The organism is Campylobacter sp. RM9328, from assembly GCF_012978615.1.
On the sequence record NZ_LIWF01000004.1, the window covers coordinates 106311 to 124885 of the forward strand.

18 protein-coding genes are annotated in these 18575 nt (G+C 35.9%); 14 read left to right on the plus strand and 4 right to left on the minus strand.

Translation table 11 applies throughout. The features are described 5' to 3' along the window. Window positions 1-59: 59 nt before the first annotated feature. The 5 genes from CCAL9328_RS04040 to CCAL9328_RS04060 all read left to right on the plus strand — a co-directional run bounded on the left by CCAL9328_RS04040 (window position 60) and on the right by CCAL9328_RS04060 (window position 5277). Window positions 60-821: a TSUP family transporter gene (locus CCAL9328_RS04040; RefSeq protein WP_169935735.1), complete on the plus strand. Its 762-nt coding sequence runs from the start codon at window positions 60-62 to the stop codon at window positions 819-821. Window positions 822-935: 114 nt separating this feature from the next. After that, window positions 936-1613 (plus strand): F0F1 ATP synthase subunit A, encoded by a 678-nt coding sequence (locus CCAL9328_RS04045; protein ID WP_170000067.1) that lies wholly within the window; start codon window positions 936-938, stop codon window positions 1611-1613. 144 nt (window positions 1614-1757) lie between these two features. Continuing rightward, window positions 1758-3182, plus strand: a complete 1425-nt coding sequence (gene gatB, locus CCAL9328_RS04050) for an Asp-tRNA(Asn)/Glu-tRNA(Gln) amidotransferase subunit GatB (protein WP_169971668.1) — start codon at window positions 1758-1760, stop codon at window positions 3180-3182. 146 nt (window positions 3183-3328) lie between these two features. Next, window positions 3329-4219: an NAD(P)H-dependent glycerol-3-phosphate dehydrogenase gene (locus CCAL9328_RS04055; RefSeq protein WP_169971669.1), complete on the plus strand. Its 891-nt coding sequence runs from the start codon at window positions 3329-3331 to the stop codon at window positions 4217-4219. Between the two features lie 14 nt (window positions 4220-4233). Continuing rightward, window positions 4234-5277 (plus strand): glycoside hydrolase family 3 N-terminal domain-containing protein, encoded by a 1044-nt coding sequence (locus CCAL9328_RS04060; protein WP_170000068.1) that lies wholly within the window; start codon window positions 4234-4236, stop codon window positions 5275-5277. Between the two features lie 27 nt (window positions 5278-5304). On the opposite strand, the gene CCAL9328_RS04065 is transcribed toward CCAL9328_RS04060, so the two are convergent. The 3 genes from CCAL9328_RS04065 to rarD (CCAL9328_RS04075) are packed head-to-tail and all read right to left on the minus strand — an operon-like array spanning window position 5305 to window position 7531. After that, entirely contained in the window at window positions 5305-5772 is a 468-nt protein-coding gene (locus CCAL9328_RS04065) for a hypothetical protein (protein ID WP_169935745.1), read from the minus strand. Continuing rightward, window positions 5769-6647: an EamA family transporter RarD gene (gene rarD / locus CCAL9328_RS04070; protein WP_170000069.1), complete on the minus strand. Its 879-nt coding sequence runs from the start codon at window positions 6645-6647 to the stop codon at window positions 5769-5771. The genes CCAL9328_RS04065 and rarD (CCAL9328_RS04070) overlap by 4 nt, the downstream gene beginning before the upstream one ends. Continuing rightward, complete coding sequence (rarD, locus tag CCAL9328_RS04075) at window positions 6644-7531, minus strand: EamA family transporter RarD (protein ID WP_170000070.1); 888 nt, start codon at window positions 7529-7531, stop codon at window positions 6644-6646. Before rarD (CCAL9328_RS04075) ends, rarD (CCAL9328_RS04070) begins: the two co-directional genes overlap by 4 nt. Before the next feature lie 149 nt (window positions 7532-7680). Between rarD (CCAL9328_RS04075) and CCAL9328_RS04080 the strand changes: the two genes are divergently transcribed. From CCAL9328_RS04080 to mnmH, 9 genes are all read left to right on the plus strand, one after another. Beyond that, window positions 7681-9021: a class II 3-deoxy-7-phosphoheptulonate synthase gene (locus tag CCAL9328_RS04080; protein ID WP_170000071.1), complete on the plus strand. Its 1341-nt coding sequence runs from the start codon at window positions 7681-7683 to the stop codon at window positions 9019-9021. 142 nt (window positions 9022-9163) lie between these two features. Then, the gene (locus CCAL9328_RS04085) at window positions 9164-10120 is read left to right on the plus strand and encodes an NAD(P)-binding domain-containing protein (protein WP_170000072.1); all 957 of its coding nucleotides are present in this window, start codon (window positions 9164-9166) and stop codon (window positions 10118-10120) included. 5 nt (window positions 10121-10125) lie between these two features. Continuing rightward, window positions 10126-12369: a hypothetical protein gene (locus tag CCAL9328_RS04090; RefSeq protein WP_170000073.1), complete on the plus strand. Its 2244-nt coding sequence runs from the start codon at window positions 10126-10128 to the stop codon at window positions 12367-12369. Further along, window positions 12366-13067, plus strand: a complete 702-nt coding sequence (locus CCAL9328_RS04095) for a tRNA1(Val) (adenine(37)-N6)-methyltransferase (protein ID WP_169971676.1) — start codon at window positions 12366-12368, stop codon at window positions 13065-13067. Before CCAL9328_RS04090 ends, CCAL9328_RS04095 begins: the two co-directional genes overlap by 4 nt. Further along, entirely contained in the window at window positions 13064-13432 is a 369-nt protein-coding gene (locus CCAL9328_RS04100) for a YkgJ family cysteine cluster protein (RefSeq protein ID WP_169971677.1), read from the plus strand. Before CCAL9328_RS04095 ends, CCAL9328_RS04100 begins: the two co-directional genes overlap by 4 nt. Then, on the plus strand, window positions 13408-14667 hold the full coding sequence (locus CCAL9328_RS04105) for a tetratricopeptide repeat protein (protein ID WP_169971678.1): 1260 nt from the start codon (window positions 13408-13410) through the stop codon (window positions 14665-14667). The genes CCAL9328_RS04100 and CCAL9328_RS04105 overlap by 25 nt, the downstream gene beginning before the upstream one ends. Then, the gene (trpC, locus tag CCAL9328_RS04110; protein ID WP_169971679.1) at window positions 14664-15461 is read left to right on the plus strand and encodes an indole-3-glycerol phosphate synthase TrpC; all 798 of its coding nucleotides are present in this window, start codon (window positions 14664-14666) and stop codon (window positions 15459-15461) included. Before CCAL9328_RS04105 ends, trpC begins: the two co-directional genes overlap by 4 nt. Continuing rightward, a complete protein-coding gene (locus tag CCAL9328_RS04115) occupies window positions 15461-15946 on the plus strand; it encodes an HIT family protein (RefSeq protein ID WP_169936037.1) in 486 nt (161 codons plus the stop codon). Before trpC ends, CCAL9328_RS04115 begins: the two co-directional genes overlap by 1 nt. Further along, window positions 15933-16958 carry a tRNA 2-selenouridine(34) synthase MnmH gene (mnmH, locus tag CCAL9328_RS04120; RefSeq protein ID WP_169935765.1) on the plus strand — a complete coding sequence of 342 codons (1026 nt, stop codon included), beginning with the start codon at window positions 15933-15935 and terminating at the stop codon, window positions 16956-16958. The genes CCAL9328_RS04115 and mnmH overlap by 14 nt, the downstream gene beginning before the upstream one ends. On the opposite strand, the gene CCAL9328_RS04125 is transcribed toward mnmH, so the two are convergent. After that, window positions 16959-18503, minus strand: a complete 1545-nt coding sequence (locus CCAL9328_RS04125; RefSeq protein WP_169936039.1) for an inorganic phosphate transporter — start codon at window positions 18501-18503, stop codon at window positions 16959-16961. It abuts the gene before it with no gap. Window positions 18504-18575: the final 72 nt, after the last annotated feature.

The following is an 18575-nucleotide window of genomic DNA, read 5'->3' on the forward strand; positions in this document are numbered from 1 at the left end:
ATTAAATTTTTATATTAAAAACTGTAAAATAAACTCTTTATTTCATAAATGAGGTTAGTATGGAGTTTGATCTTATAGCTTATTGTGTATTTTTTGCCGCTGCATTTTTGGGTGGTTTTGTTGATGCTATCGCAGGTGGCGGAGGTCTTATAACCTTACCGGCCATCATGGCGATGGGTGTTCCTCCTCATGTCGCCCTTGCAACAAACAAACTCCAAGGAAGTTTCGGAAGTTTTACTGCCGCATTAAATTTTAGCTTAAAAGGCATGGTTGATTATAAAGAAATTTGGATCGGTATTGTTTTTGCTTTTATAGGGGCATGTATCGGCACGGCTCTTATTTTGGTGCTTGATGCTAAATTTTTGCAAGTAATCATACCGTTTTTACTGATCGCGATATTTATATACACTCTTTTTGCTCCAAAAGTCGGCGAAGAGGACAGAAAAGCAAGGATGAATATCCGCGCGTTTTATATATCCTTTGGTCTTGCACTTGGTTTTTACGATGGATTTTTCGGACCAGGAGCAGGGTCGTTTTGGACATTTGCCATAGTAGTCTTAATAGGCGCAAACATGAAACGAGCCGTTGCACATACAAAAGTTTTAAATTTTGTTAGTAATATCGTATCTTTAGGTGTATTTATCATCGGCGGACATGTGCTTTGGATAGTTGGCGTATTGATGGGTATTGGACAAATTTTAGGTGCATACATTGGGTCAAATATGGTTATAAAAAAAGAGGTAAAATTTATACGAACGATGTTTTTGATAGTCGTCGGTGCTACAATTTTAAAGCTCATTTATAGTTATTTTATGGGTTGATGCGATTAAATTTTAGCTAAAAGACCAAAAATAGCCTAAAAATTTAAAAGCTTAAAAAACTTTTAACAATATTTTTGATAAAATCACGACAAAAATTTTCAATAAGGTTGATGAATGAAAGATATTTTTCTTTTTTCGGATTTGATTTATCATAGCCATGCATTTGTGTATGCTTTTCACTTTTGTTTGGTTGCTATCATTGTAGTTTTAGTGGCTAAACTTGCAACAGCTAAAATGCAATTAGTTCCACGCGGTCTTCAAAATATAGTAGAGGCTTATATTGAGGGCGTTGTGTCAATGGGTAAAGATACTCTAGGTAGTGAAGAACTTGCTCGCAAATATCTTCCGCTTGTTGCAACTATCGGTTTTATCGTATTTTTCTCAAATGCTATCGGTATAATTCCTGGTTTTGAGTCTCCGACATCAAGTCTAAATTTAACTCTAACTCTTGCTCTTGTTGTTTTTGTTTATTACAACTATCAAGGTATAAAAAAGAATGGTTTCTTTAAATACTTCGCACATTTTATGGGACCAAGTAAGGTGCTTGCTCCACTTATGTTTGTGGTTGAGATTATTTCACACTTATCACGTATTGTTTCGCTTTCTTTCCGTCTTTTCGGTAACATAAAAGGCGATGATCTTTTCTTATTGGTTATGCTAACTCTTGCTCCTTGGTTTGCTCCGCTTCCGGCTTATGCGTTACTTACGCTTATGGCTGTGCTTCAAACCTTTATCTTTATGATGCTAACTTATGTTTATTTAGCTGGCGCTGTAGCTATAGAAGAGCATTAAAATTTTAAGCCACTTTTTGTGGCTTTTCTTCTTTTTTACTTAAATTTTTTACCTTAAAAACTCGATTTTTAGATATTTTAAAAGAAATAACTGATACAATACACTCTAATTTTTTTGCATAAATTACGCTAATAAAGGTTTATTATGTTTGAAGTCGTTATCGGACTTGAAGTTCATACTCAATTAAATACAAAAACAAAAATTTTCTGCTCTTGTTCAACAAGTTTTGGAGATGAGGCTAATACTCACGTTTGCCCAACTTGTCTAGCTCTGCCAGGAGCATTACCTGTTTTAAATAAAGAAGCCGTAAAAAAGGCTATAAGTTTTGGCACGGCGGTCAATGCAACCATAAATAAAAAATCTGTCTTTAATAGAAAAAACTATTTCTATCCAGATCTTCCAAAAGCTTATCAAATTTCGCAGTTTGAAATTCCTATAGTTGAAGGCGGAGAACTGTTTATAGATGTTAATGGTAAAAAAAAACGTATCGGTATAACAAGAGCGCACCTTGAAGAAGACGCAGGTAAAAACATTCATGAGGACGGCAGAAGTTTAGTCGATCTAAATCGTGCTGGAACACCTCTTCTTGAGATAGTAAGCGAGCCTGATCTTAGAAGCTCGGACGAGGCTGTGGCATATCTTAAAAAGCTTCATTCTATTTTGAGATTTTTAAATATAAGCGATGCGAATATGCAAGAGGGTTCGTTTCGTTGTGACGCAAACGTTAGTATCCGTCCAAAAGGCGATACAAAACTTTATACGCGCGTTGAGATCAAAAACCTAAACTCTTTTAAATTTATACAAAAAGCGATTGATTACGAAGTAGAGCGCCAAAGTATAGCTTGGGAAGATGGCAAATATGACGAGGAGGTTTACCAAGAAACACGTCTTTTTGATACAAATAATTTAGTTACACGCTCAATGCGAGGCAAAGAAGATAGCGCAGAGTATCGTTATTTCCCAGACCCTGATTTGCTTCCTGTAGAAGTTAGCGATGAGATGTATAATGAAGCTATTAAAATTCCTGAACTAGCAGATGAGAAAGTCGCAAGATACCAAAGTGAATTTGGCATAAAAGAAGATGATGCACTAAATTTAGTTAGCACAATCGAGATGGCTAGGTATTTTGAAGAGCTTGTTGGAGCTAAAATTTCGCCAAAACTTTGTGTAACTTGGTTACTGGTTGAGCTTAGTGGACGTCTAAAAAACGGTGTGACTATCGAGACCAGCCCCATAAATAGTGCAAAAATGATAGAATTTTTAACTCGCATAGAAGACGGCACTATAAGCGGCAAAGCGGGAAAAGAAGTACTTGACTATCTAATGGAAAACCCAAGCGAAAAAGTAGATGAGATAATCGAAAAACTAGGCTTAAAACAAGTTAGCGATGACGGTGCGATACTTGAGATAATAGACAGAATTTTAGGCGCTAACGGCGATAAAGTTGCCGAATACAAAGCAGGAAAAGAAAAGATGTTTGGCTTTTTTGTCGGACAGGTCATGAAAGAGGGCAAGGGTGCGTTTAACCCTGGCAAAGTAAACGAGCTTTTAAAGTCAAAATTAGCTTAATGGTATAGTATCGCCCTTGTTCTAAAAAATTTGATCACGAGAGCTAATGATAAATAGTTATTTTGGTCTTGGGTCAAATTTTTACTTATTTTAAAATACGCCTTTTGTTTATGCTTGGTGTTTGAAATTTTATTAAAAGAGAGATTATGAAGATAGCAGTTATTGGAGCCGGTAAATGGGGAAGTGCGCTTTTTCACGCTCTTAGTGAGAAAAATGAATGTGTCATAAGCTCTAGAACGCCTCGTGATATTAAAAATTTTGTAAGCTTAAAAGAGGCGCTTGAATGCAAATATCTTGTTTTTACTATACCAACTCAAGCTATTGCGCAGTGGCTTGAGCAAAATTTTAAATACAATGGTCAAAAAATTTTAGTTGCCAGTAAGGGCATCGAGACCAAAAGTTCAAGCTTTTTAAATGAAATTTATCAACGATATGTTCCAAAGGAAAATTTAGCTTTTCTATCCGGACCTACTTTTGCAAAAGAGGTTGAAAAGAAGCTTCCATGCGCTCTTGTGATAAGCTCGGTTAATCAAAACCTGGCTCTTGAATTTGCAGGATTTTTTCCTAGCTACATAAAGGCTTATGCCTCAGATGATGTTATAGGTGCTGAAATTTGTGGCGCTTATAAAAACGTGATCGCTATCGCAGGAGGAATTTGTGACGGACTTGGACTTGGCAATAATGCTCGCGCTAGTCTTATCTCAAGAGGTCTTGTCGAGATGGCTAGATTTGGCAAATTTTTTGGTGCAAAAGACGAGACATTCTTGGGTCTTAGCGGAGCGGGAGATCTTTTCTTGACAGCATCAAGCGTTTTATCAAGAAACTACCGTGTAGGTATCGGACTGGCTAAAAATGAGAGCTTGGAGAAAATTTTAAACGAGCTTGGAGAGGTTGCTGAGGGCGTAGAAACGGCTAGGGCTATTTTAAAGATAGCTAAAGAAAATGACATCTACACTCCTATCGCATGCGAAGTAGTTAAAATGCTTGATGGAAAAGACGTTTACGAAAGTGTTCGATCTCTTTTAGAAAAACGATAAATTTGAGATAAAGTATGAAATTTTTATATTTGTTATTTGCGCTTTTTAGCGTGCATTTGTGGGCAAATGAAGTTAGTCTTAGAGCTATGGCAACGCAAATGGTTATGGTCGGTTTTCACGGTTCAAATTTAAAAGATACTAATGTTAAAGCCATGTTAAGCGATGCCGGTTACGGACGCTTTGGCGGAGTTATGCTTTTAGCTAGAAATGTTAGTGATAAAGAAAATTTAAAGGCTTTAACAAAAGCCATAAAAGAAAAAAATGGTAAAATTTTCATAGCCATTGACGAAGAGGGTGGCAACATCAGTCGTTTAAAGTCACTTGGTTTTACCTACCCGAGTGCGTTTGAAGTGGCTCAAACTCTTAATATTAACCAGACTTATGAGATGTATGTCAAGATGGCTAGAAATTTAAAAGAACTTGGTATTAATCTAAATTTTGCTCCCGTTCTTGATCTACATGATGTAAATTCTCCGATAATTGGAGCAAAAGAGCGTGCTTATAGTCAAAATGCAACAAAGGTAAGTTTTTATGCCAATTCTTTTTTAAAGGCATTTGCTAAAGAGAAAGTTTTAACAACTTTAAAACATTTTCCCGGTCATGGCAGCTCTGCGCATGACTCTCATAAAGACAAGACTGTTGTTACGCTAGATAATGCTGCACTTTTGCCTTATGAAGATGCTATAAATAAAAATTTAGCCGATATCGTTATGGTCGGACACTTGTATGTTGATGGTTTAGATGTAACTCAGCCTGCCACCTTTTCAAGAAAAGTTATAAATGATCTACTTCGCAAACAGCTTGGCTTTAAGGGTGTTGTTATAAGCGATGACATGCTTATGAAAGGCGTTGGAGAAGGCGCACTTAAAGATAAGATAGTTAAATTTATAAATGCAGGAGGCGATATCTTGCTTTTTAGTGAATTTAAAATTTCAAAACAACGCACTGCCGAGATCGTTGTGCAGCATATAATTGACGGCGTAAATGAAAAAAAGATAAGCAAGGAGCGTATAAAAGCCTCTTATGATCGCATAATGGCTCTAAAAAAGAAAATTTAACAAGAAGCTTGTCTTGTTAAATTTATCTTATAAATTTTCAAAGTGTTTTTCTAAATTTAGCCTTGTTCGATCATTTATTGCTTGTGCTTCTTTGAAATTTTCATCTACCAAAACCTCTATCCTGTTTAGAATTTCAAACAGTTGGGCTTCCCATTGTTGCGCATCTTTGTTTGCATTCATGGTTTGGATAAATGTTAGTTTTTTACTGATATTGCTTAGCTCTTCTAAAAATTTATCTCTATTTTCTTCGTTTTTTAAGATATCGTTATTTAGTGCATCTTGCCTTAATAAGCGAATTTCATTATCTATAGCGTCACAAAAACCTTGATAATTTTTAGAATTTTGTTTGTTTGTGTTATTTGCTGTGCCACTACCGCTAATGGGTTTTAAAGCTTCTTCTTTGTCGAGTTTTCTTGTTAGTTTTTGTATCTGAAAAAACAAAAACATAGCCGCCGCTATAGCCAAAAATAGATAAAAACCTATATCGTCATTCATTTGTGTCCTTTTTTGTATTTGTAAAATCCTTCAAGCGTTATTATAGCAAGTGCGACCCAGATTAGGCAAAAAGAGATGATTTTATAAATTCCTACACTTTCGCCGTATAAAAATATCGCCAAAAGTATGGAAATGCTGGGATTTATATACTGCAAATACCCCATGGTGCTTAAATTTATACGTGTGGTTGCTGCACTAAAAAGCAGCAAGGGCACAACTGTAACAGGACCGCAAAGTATCAGTAAAAAGCCGTTTAAATCAGCCATAAAATGACTTTGAGAACTATGCAAAAGATATAAAAAGTAAGTCATGGCAATTGGCGTAATCAGTAAATTTTCTACAAAAAGTCCCTCAAGTGCTGCAACCCTTATCTTTTTCTTGATGAGCCCGTAAATTGCAACTATAGTTGCTAAAAGAATGGAGAGAACAGGCAAGGAGCCAAGTGTTAAGCTTTGGATCAAGATAGCTAAAACCACAAAAAAGACGGCAACTTTTGCACCGTTTGTTATATTTTCTTTAAGAGCAAAGCAGCCAATAAGTATAGAAAGCAAGGGGCTTATGAAATTTCCAAAACCTGCTTCTAAAACAAGCCCTGCATCTACGGCATAAACAAATATACACCAGCTTGAGCTAAGTAAAAGCCCGCTGATAAACAGCCAAAATGTTACATTGAAATTTAGTAAAATTTTAATCAAAGATGAAATACGTTTTAGATATACCAAAACTAAAAGTAGCACTAAAACTGACCAGAGCACTCTGTGAGCTACTATCTCATATGGATTAACTCCATTAAATTGTTTAAAAAATACAACCAAAAAGCCCCATAGGCAAAATGCGCTAATGCCAAAAATAAGACCTAGTCGTTCTTCTTTCATGACTTTGACTTTGTGTTTATCATAGTACTAAAACCACTTAAAAATAGTGCGATCCATATAAGAACAAATGAAATCCCTCTGTAGAATCCAAGCTCTTCATGAAATAAAAACACACCGCATAGCATAGAGAGGGTGGGAGAAAGATACTGTATATAGCCGATCGTGCTTAAATTTATACGGGTAGTGGCAGCATTAAATGCCAGTAATGGCACGACGGTAGCGATACCTGAAATTATCATAATGGTTGTATTTGTGCCGTTTGTGAAGTGGTTTTGCGAGATCAAGGATAGATAAAAAACATATCCAAGTGCAAAAGGCAAAACAAGTAATGTTTCTATAAAAAGCCCTTCAAGCGCGGTGACTCTTATCTGCTTTCTAACAACTCCGTAAAGTGCAAATGTTATCGGCAAAAGCAGTGATATAACAGGAAGTGCTTTTAGGGCATAAATTTGAACCCCGATGGCAAATATCACGATAAATATCGCAATGGCTGAAATCTTACTTATCTTCTCTTTAAAGACTAAAAATCCAAATATAATGTTCATTAACGGGTTGATAAAATACCCCAAACTAGCCTCTAAAATTTTATCATTAGCTACTGCGTATACGTAAACTCCCCAGTTTGCACTAATCAATAAACCGCTTAAAAAAAGAGCCTTTCTTGTGCTTTTATTTTGAAGTAAAATTTTAATATTTTGAAGTTTTTTGATAAACAAAAGAACGATCGACATGAAAAATACAGACCAAATTATACGGTGAGCTAAAATTTCATATGCGCTTACACTTTCGTCAAAAAGCTTAAAAAATATCGGAAAAAATCCCCAAACAACAAACGAACTTACGGCATAGAAGAAGCCCTGTGTTTTTTGATTTTTAATGTCCATTTGTTACCTTGAGAGTGTTAATGTTTTTGGTTTAAGTGCGAGATTATAGGGCTTTTATGTTTAAGAGTTGATTAATGTAAAATTTAGAATTTACTTTAAGTTTTAAGTGCTATAATCGTGAGATTAAATTTAATCAATAAAGGTTTTTTATGAGTTGGAGTCGTGACAGTTGGAGGAAATACAGGGCTTTACAGCAGCCTGTTTATTCGAATTTAGATGAGTTGAGAGATGTTGAAAATAAACTTAAAACCCTTCCGCCGCTTGTTTTTGCGGGTGAGGCTAGAAAATTAAAAACAGAGCTTGCAAAAGCTTGCGATGGTAACGCATTTTTGCTTCAAGGCGGGGATTGTGCCGAGAGCTTTTTAAATTTAGGCGCAAATAACATAAGAGATATGTTTAAGCTTTTGCTTCAAATGGCTATTGTTTTGACATTTGCAGGAGGCTGTCCTATCGTCAAAGTAGGGCGTATGGCAGGACAGTTTGCAAAGCCTAGAAGTAGTGACTTTGAAGAGGTAGCAGGAGTAAGGCTTCCTAGCTATCGTGGAGATATCATAAATGGCTTTGAATTTAACGAAACGGCCAGAATTCCTGATGCAAAACGCATGATAGAAGCTTACTATCAAAGCGCATCAACAATGAACTTGCTTAGAGCGTTTTCTCGCGGTGGTTTGGCTGATTTGCATCAAGTGCATAAGTGGAATTTGGGCTTTATTAAAAAGCCTGATATCGGCGAAAAATATGCACAACTTGCCGATGAGCTAACCAAAACTCTTGCCTTTATGGCAGCTTGCGGGCTAACGTCTGAAAATACTCCTACGCTAACTCAAACAGCTGTTTATACCTCACATGAGGCGCTTTTGTTGCCTTATGAAGAGGCTATGACTAGAGAGGATAGCTTGACCGGAGATTGGTATGATTGTTCTGCACACATGCTTTGGATAGGTGAAAGAACCAGGGGTGTAGATGACGCTCACGTACATTTCTTAAGTGGTATAAAAAATGCCATCGGTGTTAAGATCGGACCTACGGCTACGGCTCAAGATATCATCGATCTATCAAATAAACTTAACCCAGAAAATGAGGTTGGCAGACTAAATGTCATCATCCGTATGGGGGCTGATAAGATAGAGAAAAATTTACCTCAAATTTTGCGCGAGCTAAAGAGAGAAGGATTAAATATACTTTACAGCATAGACCCTATGCATGGCAATACCGTAAAAAGCTCGAATAATTATAAAACACGCGAATTTGATAAAATCATAAGCGAAGTTAGAAGCTTTTTTGAGATACACAAGGCAGAAGGAACTCATCCTGGTGGCATACATCTTGAGATGACGGGACAAGATGTTACCGAGTGTACCGGCGGAACACTAAACGTAACAGAACAAAGCCTAGAAGAGCGCTATGAAACACAATGTGACCCTCGCTTAAATGCCGATCAAGCGCTTGAGCTTGCATTTTTAATCGCAGACTTCCTAAAAAAAGCTTAACAACATAATTTTAGTGCAAATTTTTTGCACTAAAATTTCTCTTTTCATATTTCCCAAATTATACTTTAGCTAATAAATTTTCTTAGTTTTTAATCTTTTTTTTGTTAAATTCATAAGTTATTTAATGTTTATGGAGAAAAATATGCAAAATATTTATGATTTAGTCGTAGTCGGCGGTGGTCCTTGCGGTATAGCGACGGTTGTTGAGGCTAAAAGAAACGGACTTCATAATGTTCTATTGTTAGAAAAAGGTGATAATCATAGTCAAACTATAAGAAAATTTTATAAAGACAATAAACGCGTAGATAAAGAGTATAAGGGGCAAGATAGCACTATTCACGGAGTTGTTGCGTTTGAAGATGGAACAAAAGAGAGCACACTTGACTTTTTTGATAAGCTTTTAGATGAAGAAAAGATTAAGGCTATATTTAACTCCGAGGTTGAAAGTATCAAAAAAGACGGTGATCTACTTAACGTAACAACTGTAAATGCAACCTTTAAGGCAAAAAGCGTAATGATATCTATCGGCAAAATGGGCAGGCCAAATAAGCCGGATTATAAAATCCCGCCTTCACTAAACCAAGTGATAAATTTTAACCTTGATAACTGCACTAAAGGCGAGAAGGTTTTAGTTGTAGGAGGTGGAAATTCTGCCGTTGAATACGCGATTGAGCTTTGTTTATATAACAAAACTACGATAGCTTATAGAAGAGATGATTTTTCACGTGTAAACGAAACAAACAAAGATGCTTTGTGGGAGCTTGAAAAACATAAAAAGATCAAAGTCCGTTTAAATCACGATATAACAGAGTTAGAAAACGAAAGTGGACGTGTTAGAGTGCACTACTCAAACGGTAAAATTCGTGTATATGACCGCGTTGTTTATGCCATAGGAGGCTCAAGTCCGGTTGATTTTTTACAAAAATGCCAAATCGCAATGGACGAAAAAGGCAATCCAATAGTCGATGAGAAATATCAAAGCAATATACCGTCGCTTTATATCGGAGGAGATATAGTTCTTAAAAACGGCGGCTCAATAGTTGCCGCGCTAAATCACGCGCATGTCGTAGTAAAAGATATCATTGCCAAAAGAGGATAATAGGCTTGAAGCTTCTCGTATCGGCTATCTTTTTAACTTTTTTTACAATTGCTATATGGATAGGGCTTAGTGACAAAAACACTGAATTTAAAGAGGGCGAACGCCAACATCCCATCCATCTCATCAGCTTTGAAAATTTACCTCAAGAAGAAAAGGCTAAGTATATAAGCAAGGATGATTTGTTTGAGTATGGCGGTTATATAACACCAAAAAGCTATACTCAAAATTTCGTCTTAAACGATGAAACACAGTTAAGTACTAACGTCGAGGAGCTTCAATCTTTAGTACGCGAACTAGCTAGTAAAAATGCGATTTTAGCACAAGATAATATCGATATGAGCGAGAAAAATATCGAATTTATAAGCAAAGTAAATTTACTAAAAGAGGAATTCGAAAACGAAAAGGAGCTTATAAATCAAAAAAATTCTCATAATCTAACGGAGCTTGAAGCACAGCATTTTATCAACATAGAAAATATAACTAAACGCTTAAACGAAGCACAAGCCGACATGATAGAAAGCTCTAAGGCTTATGAGAAAAAGATAGTTGACCTTGAAAACGCTTTAAATGAATTAAGTATTAGCGACAAAAACTATAAAGCTCAAATGCAAGAGAAATTTGCTAAGGAAAAAGATCAAGCAGAGGCAAATATAAGCGCCTTAAGCAGCCAAAACATCGAGTTATTGTCCAAGGTTAAAGAGCAAGCTCAAAAGATAGATGAGCTTAATGAAAATATCTTACAAATGAGAATTCTAAGCAAAAATGAGCTTGAAACTTTACAAAACGAGCTTGAACAAGAAAGAAATGACGCTTCAAATTTAAGTTTTAAACACAATAAAGAGCTTAGAATCATAACTGAAGGGTTTGAAACTCAAAGACTTGTTATGGAGGATGAGCTTTCAAAGAAAGCAAATTCCGTGCTAGACTTAAAAAAGAGCTTAGAAGATACAAAAACCGCTCTTGATACAAGCCGCTATGAGCTTAAGCTTTTGCAAAAAAGTTTACAGGCTAAAGATGATACAGCTAAAAATTATAACGGTCAAAACTTGGAATTAAACGCAAGTTTGATGGCTTTAAAAAAAGAACATGAAACATTAAAAGATAGAAATTTAAAAACCGAAGAAGAGCTTAAGACAAGTAATGCAATGGTCTTAAGTATGGCTAAAGACCTTGAAAAACTAAAGCTAGAAAATACAAAATTTAAAGAACTAAACGCATATGCAGATAATGACATAAAAGAGTTAAAAGCAAAGCTATCCAATGCTCAAAAAGAATTTGGCGAGCTAAATGCCCAGTATCTAAAAACAAATGAGACTTTGCAAAAAAATGCTAAAAATTTAAATGAACAAAGTGTAGTTATCATCGATCAAAATAAAAAAATTAGCGAAACAAATTTAAAGCTTGATGAAATGACTGCCAAATTTGTCGATAAGCAAGCAGAAGTAAAAAATTTAGAAAATAATATAAGCGAGCTAAATTTAAAACTAAACAATAAACAAATCGAGCTTGAGGCTCATCAAAGAAGTTTAAAGATAGATAGGCAAAATTATGAAATTTTACGCCAAGAGATAAATATGCTTGAAAAAAAGGCGGAACAAAATTTACCTCCAAGCGAATACAATGCAACGGCAAGTATAACGATAAAATCCCTAAAAAACGAGCTTAAAGAGGCTAAAAGGTTAGCACAAGATAGTAATGAAACCATAAAAGAGCTCACCGATAAGATAAAGCAGCTTCACGCAAGGCAGTCAAATAGCACAAGTGAGCAAATCGCGGAGCTTCAAAAAGATATAGAGCAAAATTTAGACAAGCAAGATGCTTTAGAGGATGAAAATGCAAAGCTAAAAATGATACTTGAAGCGCAAACGAAGCCAGAAATTCCTACGAAACTCGTGCTTATCTCTAGCCTTGAGTGTATCGACATGGATGCAAGAGATAAAATAAGCGTAATGTGCAAAAATCGCGTGAGTGAATTTTTGCAAAGATTTACAGCAAATTATATTTATGAAATCACCCCGATAGTTGATCAAAAGAACTTTGTTATACCGCAAAATGTCGCACAAAATATCAAAAAAGACGAGCTAGGACGACTTAACGAGTATGTAAACTATGGTGTTGGTAAAGAAAGAGCAAAGGCTGCAGCTGAGCTCGTAAAAGATGAGTTCGGAGAGTTTGCTCGCATAAGCTTTAGCTCGGAAATGATAGTTAAAAACAATGCAAGAGGCTTTGTTTTAAAGGTTTATAGATGATCCTTTCTCAGCTTAAAGACGGATATAAATATAACTCCGATACGCTTATGCTTTATGGGTTTATTTGTGAGAATTTAAATCCATGGTTTAAAGGCAGGGTGCTTGATGTTGGTTGCGGATGTGGAATTTTGGGTCTTTTGTTGAAGCGAGATTTTAGCGGAATGCAGCTTAGTTTGCTTGATGTGCAAGAGATAAATTTAGACATTTCGCGTAAAAATGCCGCAGAAAATTTTCTTGAGATTAAAACTATAATGGCTGATTTTAACACATTTAAAGACGGCAATAAATTTGAGCTTATCGTTTCAAATCCTCCGTTTTATCACGAGGGCGTCAAACAAAGTCAAAACAAACACACTGCAATTAGCCGTTATGCGTCGTTTTTGGGTCTTAGGGAATTTTTATATAGTGCAAATCAAAATTTAAAGTCAAATGCAGAGTTGATATTTTGCTATGATGCTATTTGCCTTAACGAAATTTTCACACTTTTGGATGAATTTAAGATAAAACCTATTTGCGTCAAATTTGTTCATTCAAAAGAGCAAAGTTGTGCGAATTTAGTTTTGATCAGAGCCAAAAAAGGCTCTCGTTCAAAGTGTAAAATTTTACCGCCTATTATATTAATGAAAGATGGTAGTTACTCAAAAGAGGCAAATGAAATTTTTAAAAAAGCGGATACAAAAAGTAAGGGTTATGAATGAAGCAAGATGGTTTTGAGTGGGAATTTGACCCTAGTTTTTGTGAAGAGTGTGGCGGCAAATGCTGCACTGGCGAGAGTGGATATATCTGGATAGATGAGGGCGAAAGTAGATTTTTAGCTGAGCATTTGGGGCTAAATGAAGATGAATTTAAAGAAAAATTTCTAATAAAAGTCGGTAAAAAATTTAGCATAAAAGAAAAAAGTCATGAAGATGGATATGCTTGTGTGTTTTTTGATGAGATAAATAAAAATTGTTCTATTTACGAGTTTCGTCCATCACAGTGCAGAAGTTTTCCGTTTTGGGACTATTTTAGAAAAAATTTAGGAGAGTTAGAGAGAGAATGTATTGGCGTAAAATTTTTATAACCGCTTCTTTGTTTTTTGCTATTTTTATTACAAATATAAACGCCGATGACGAGTTAAATTTAAGCATACTGCAAGCACTTACACTGCAAAATGATGGCAACATAGAAAATTCTATCGTTATATATGAGGAGCTTTTTGAAAAAACCAAGCAAGTTGCTTACTTAAAAGAGGCGTTAAAGCTAGCCTATGCGTCAAGTAGTCCAAAGCTTAAAGAGCTTTTGGAAAAAAGCGAGGTTTCACTTAAGGATGATAGTGAATTTATACGTATCAAGGTTGCTGATATGGTAAACGCAAAACAGTTTTCATATGCCAGAAATATCATGAGGGATTTGGTCTCAAAAGAGCCAAACGTAAGAAATATCTTGATCTTAGGCACGATATGTATGCTACAAAACGATAGCATAACGGCGTTAAGGTATTTTGAAGAAGCTTATAATTTAGATAAAAATGAAGAAACGCTATTGCGTATAGTCGATGTTTTGATAAATCAACTTGAAAAGCCACAAGATGCACTTTCGTATTTGCAACGATACAAGGATGAGTTTGGTTGCACGATAAAAATTTGTGAAACGATGTCTGATTTATATTTGCAAACACAAAATTTTACCAAGATGGTAGAAATTTGCGAAGAACTTTATGCTATCAGCCAGAATAAAAATTATCTTGAAAAGGCACTGCAAATTTTCATTTACGATAAAAATTATAAAGCCGCTGCTGAGTTTTTGAAAAAATATAGCTATAATGATACAGTCTTAATGGAAATTTACGCTACCATGAAAAGCTATGGTGATGCTTATGTCCTTGCCGTTAAAATTTATAATGATACTAGGGATCTTGAATTTTTAGCAAGGGCTGCTGTTTTTGAGTATGAGATGTATGACAAACACGAGCAAAAACAACTTGAAAGCGTAATGGATAAATTTGAAGCAAGTGTGGTTAAGCTTGATAAAGAAATTTATCTAAACTACTACGGGTATTTGCTCATAGATCATGATGTGGATGTAAAAAAGGGTATAAGTCTTGTAAAAAGAGCTCTTGAAATTTCACCTGATTCTCCGTATTATCAAGACTCTCTTGCATGGGGATATTATAAGCTTGGTGACTGCAAAAAAGCAAAAGAGATAATGCTAAAGGCTATACAGGACTTTGAATTTAAAAATACAAAAGAGGCAAAAGAGCATTTAAATTTAATAGAAAAGTGCATTAAGAAATCAAACAAAGGGTCTAAAAAATGATACTTGACGAGATCATAAACAAAACACAAGAGGATCTTGAAGAACGAAAGAAGAAGTATAAAATGGAGTGGTTGGAGCGCGCTTACAGCGCTAATCCTTATGTTCCAAGAAATGTTATATCTGCGCTAAAAAGCACAAAAGACGAACCTCTTAGAATCATCGCTGAAGTAAAAAAAGCAAGCCCTAGCAAGGGCATAATCAGAGAGGATTTCACCCCTTTAAGTATAGCAAAAGAGTATGAGACCGCAAATGTTAATGCTATAAGCGTTTTAACCGAACCTCATTGGTTTAAGGGTAATGTTGAGTATTTAACGCAAATAAGACGATATACATCAACGCCCCTACTTAGAAAAGATTTTATCGTAGACAAATATCAACTTTTAGAAGCATTGATATTTGGTGCGGATTTTGCTTTACTTATAGTAAAAGCGCTAAGTTTGACCAAGCTAAAAGAGCTTATGGAGTATGCAAAAGGCATAGGACTTGAAATTTTAGTCGAAGTGCATGACATGAAAGATCTTGAAAAAGCCTTAGAAGTTGGAGCAAAGATAATTGGTATAAATCATAGAAATTTAGACACATTTACCATGGATATGGGGCTTTGCGAAAAGCTTGTGCCTGTTATCTTAAAGGCCTCAAAAGACAAAGTGATAGTTGCAGAAAGTGGGCTTGAGAGCCACGAACAACTTATGGAGCTAAATAAAATCGGTGTTGATGCGTTTTTGATAGGAGAACATTTTATGCGTAAGAAAAGTATCGCTGAGGCTGTAATATCAATAAAAGGAGGTATGTGATGGAGCATCTTTGTGCGCCATGGAGAAGTGAATATTTTGGCTCAAAACCCGACGGATGTGTCTTTTGTAATATCATAAATCATCCAGAAAACGATGATAAGGCGGGAGTTTTATTTCGAGCGAAGTATTGTTTTGGGATAATGAATCTCTATCCGTATACCCCTGGTCATTTTATGGTTATACCACTTAAACACACGGATAAGATAGAGGACTTGCAAGACAATACTTGGCTTGAGATGAGCCGTTTTGTAAGAGAGGGTGTTAAAATTTTAAAAAATGAGCTTCATGCAGAAGGCGTAAATATAGGCATGAATTTAGGCGCTGCAGCCGGTGCAGGGATAGCCGAGCACGTGCATTATCATCTAGTGCCTAGATGGAGTAGGGATACAAATTTTATAACTACGATATCTGATGTTAGAGTAAACGGAGTTCCGTTTCATCCTCTTTTTGAAAAGTTAAAAAAGGCATTTAGTGCCATTATCTGAACTTGAAATAAATCCGTGGTTGGAGAAAAAAAACGAATTTGAAATTTTAATCGACGCTAGAAGCCCACATGAGTATGCATATTCTCATATAAAAAATGCGCAAAATTTATATGCGCTAAACGATAAAGAACATCACGAAATAGGCTGCATATACAAAGAAAACAGATCTTTAGCAAAAGTTCTTGGTGCAAAATACATATCCGAAAATTTGCAAAATATCATAGATAAGGTTTATGATAGTTGCAAAGTTGGCTCGGTTGTTGGGGTATACTGCGCAAAAGGAGGCATGAGATCAGCCTCGATAGCAACCGTTCTTAGCATGATAGGATATAGAGTTATTAGACTAAACGGCGGGTATAAAGGCTTTAGGGCACATGTAAGACAGGCGCTAGAGTCGCAGGTTGATACTAAATTTATAACACTTTTTGGCAATACTGGTTGCTTTAAAACCAAACTCATAAAGGTGCTTTCTCCGTCTATAAATTTAGAAAATATAGCAAATCATTTAGGTTCGGTTTTTGGCGAGATAAACGGGGCTCAGCCAAGCCAAAAAGCATTTGAGGATGAATTGTTTTTTGAGCTTAATAGGCTAAAAGGTGAAGTTTGTTTTGCTGAAGGAGAGAGTAGAAAGATAGGCTCGCTTACTCTTCCTGCCACTTTACATGAAGCTTTAAGAAGCGGTGTTTGTGTTGAAGTAAAGGCTGGCTTATCGCGCAGGATAGAGTGCATAATGCAAGACTATCAAAACGTGGATGATAAATATTTTTATGCTTGCATGAGCAAAATTTCTCCTTTTATAGAAACAAAAGCAAAACAAGAAGCCATAGAGGCATTTGGGCGTAACGATATAGCAAAAGTGAGTGAAATTTTACTAACAAAATACTATGATAAGGTCTATAAAAAACCAGCAAAGATAGATATTAGTATAAATTCTGATAATTTTGACGAAGCACTTTTAAAGCTTAATGAGATAAGAGAAGAGGTTTTACGAGGAGAATTTCCTCGTAAATGATTAAAGACCCAAGATATTTTCTAGTCCAATATAAATAACAGCCGATGATATAGCTGCCGTAGGCAGTGTGATAACCCATGCAAGAAGTATAGGTTTTACCATGTTCCAGTTTGCGTTGTTGTTTACTATGCCGATACCAAGCACTGCCCCGATAAGTATATGTGTAGAACTTACTGGTATGCCAAGCTTGGTTGCCAGTAGTATCACAAGGCTGGCCGCAAACTCTGCACTAAATCCTGTAGTAGGAAGTATCTCGGCTAGTTTTGAGCCGATTGTAGTAATAACCTCTTTGCCTAAAAACCAAAGTCCTATAACAAGAGCTATACCAAAGGTAACCATAGCTACGTTAGGTATAGGTGAGGCTTCATTTATTGTGCCTGTTTTTAATACATCAAGTATAGCGGCAAATGGACCTACCGCATTTGCAATATCGTTTGCGCCGTGAGAAAAAGCAAAAGATGATGCGGTAAAAATTTGAAACCAAGAAAATATCCTGTTTATGCTTTTTTCGCTATCGTTCTTGTTCATGACATTTATGATGGCAAAGCTGGCAAGATAAGCTAACGCGCCTATAACAAATATAATCCATATCGTCTGGATCGTGCTAACTGTTAAATTTAAGTGCTTAAGACCCTTAAATAACATCATGCCTGATATCACCATAGCGGCAAAGCTTGCTATAAAAGGTATGTGTTTTTTCATTGCGCTAAATGTATCAAGAGCTTTTTCGCGCTCTTTCATCTTTTTGATGTTTGATTTGTATTCGCTATATCCGTTGTTTTCTATGTCGTCTTCATCGATCATTGCCATTCTTGTTATGGTTGAAATTTGCACATCTTTAGGAAGGCTTTTAAGCGATCTTATAAATTCTTCTTTGTATGCCTTTCGCTCGTTTTTTAGTGCTTTTAAAGATAACTTTAGCTCATGTGTTGGCTCCAAGATCTTTCTTTTTATGTATTTATAGATCATATAAGATACTGCGCCACCAAGTAGCGGAGAGATCACCCAGCTAAAGACTATGCTTCCTATGCCTTTCCAAGAGATCATACCAAGCGCCTCTTGACTCCCGTATGTTGTGTACCCCATGATCACACCGGCTCCTACGATACCGCCTACGATAGAGTGTGTAGTTGAAACAGGAAGTCCTCTTTTTGTAGCGTAAAAAAGCCAAAGTCCGGAGCTTAAAAGAGCAGAGGTCATTATCGCTACGAATTTCATGGGATTCATCCCATCTTCTGGGAATTTTATTATGCCGTTTCTAATGGTTGCCGTAACTTCCGAACCTGCAAATATCGCGCCACTTAGCTCAAAAATAGCTGCGATAATAAGAGCTTGTTTTAGCGTTAGAGTTTTTGCCCCAACGCTTGTTCCAAAGCTATTTGCCACATCGTTTCCACCGATGTTAAATGCCATGAAAATACCAAAAATACTTGCTATGGAAAATAAAAAGAAGTGATTTGTCGGGATGTATTGATACCCCCATATAAAAAAGCCGCCACTACAGATGGCAAATATAAACAAAGCTAATAAATTTTCCCTTGACAAAAGCAAAATAGCCTCCTTTGTAATTGTGTCAGCATTATATCTTGAAATTTATTAAAGTTTTTAGAATTTTTA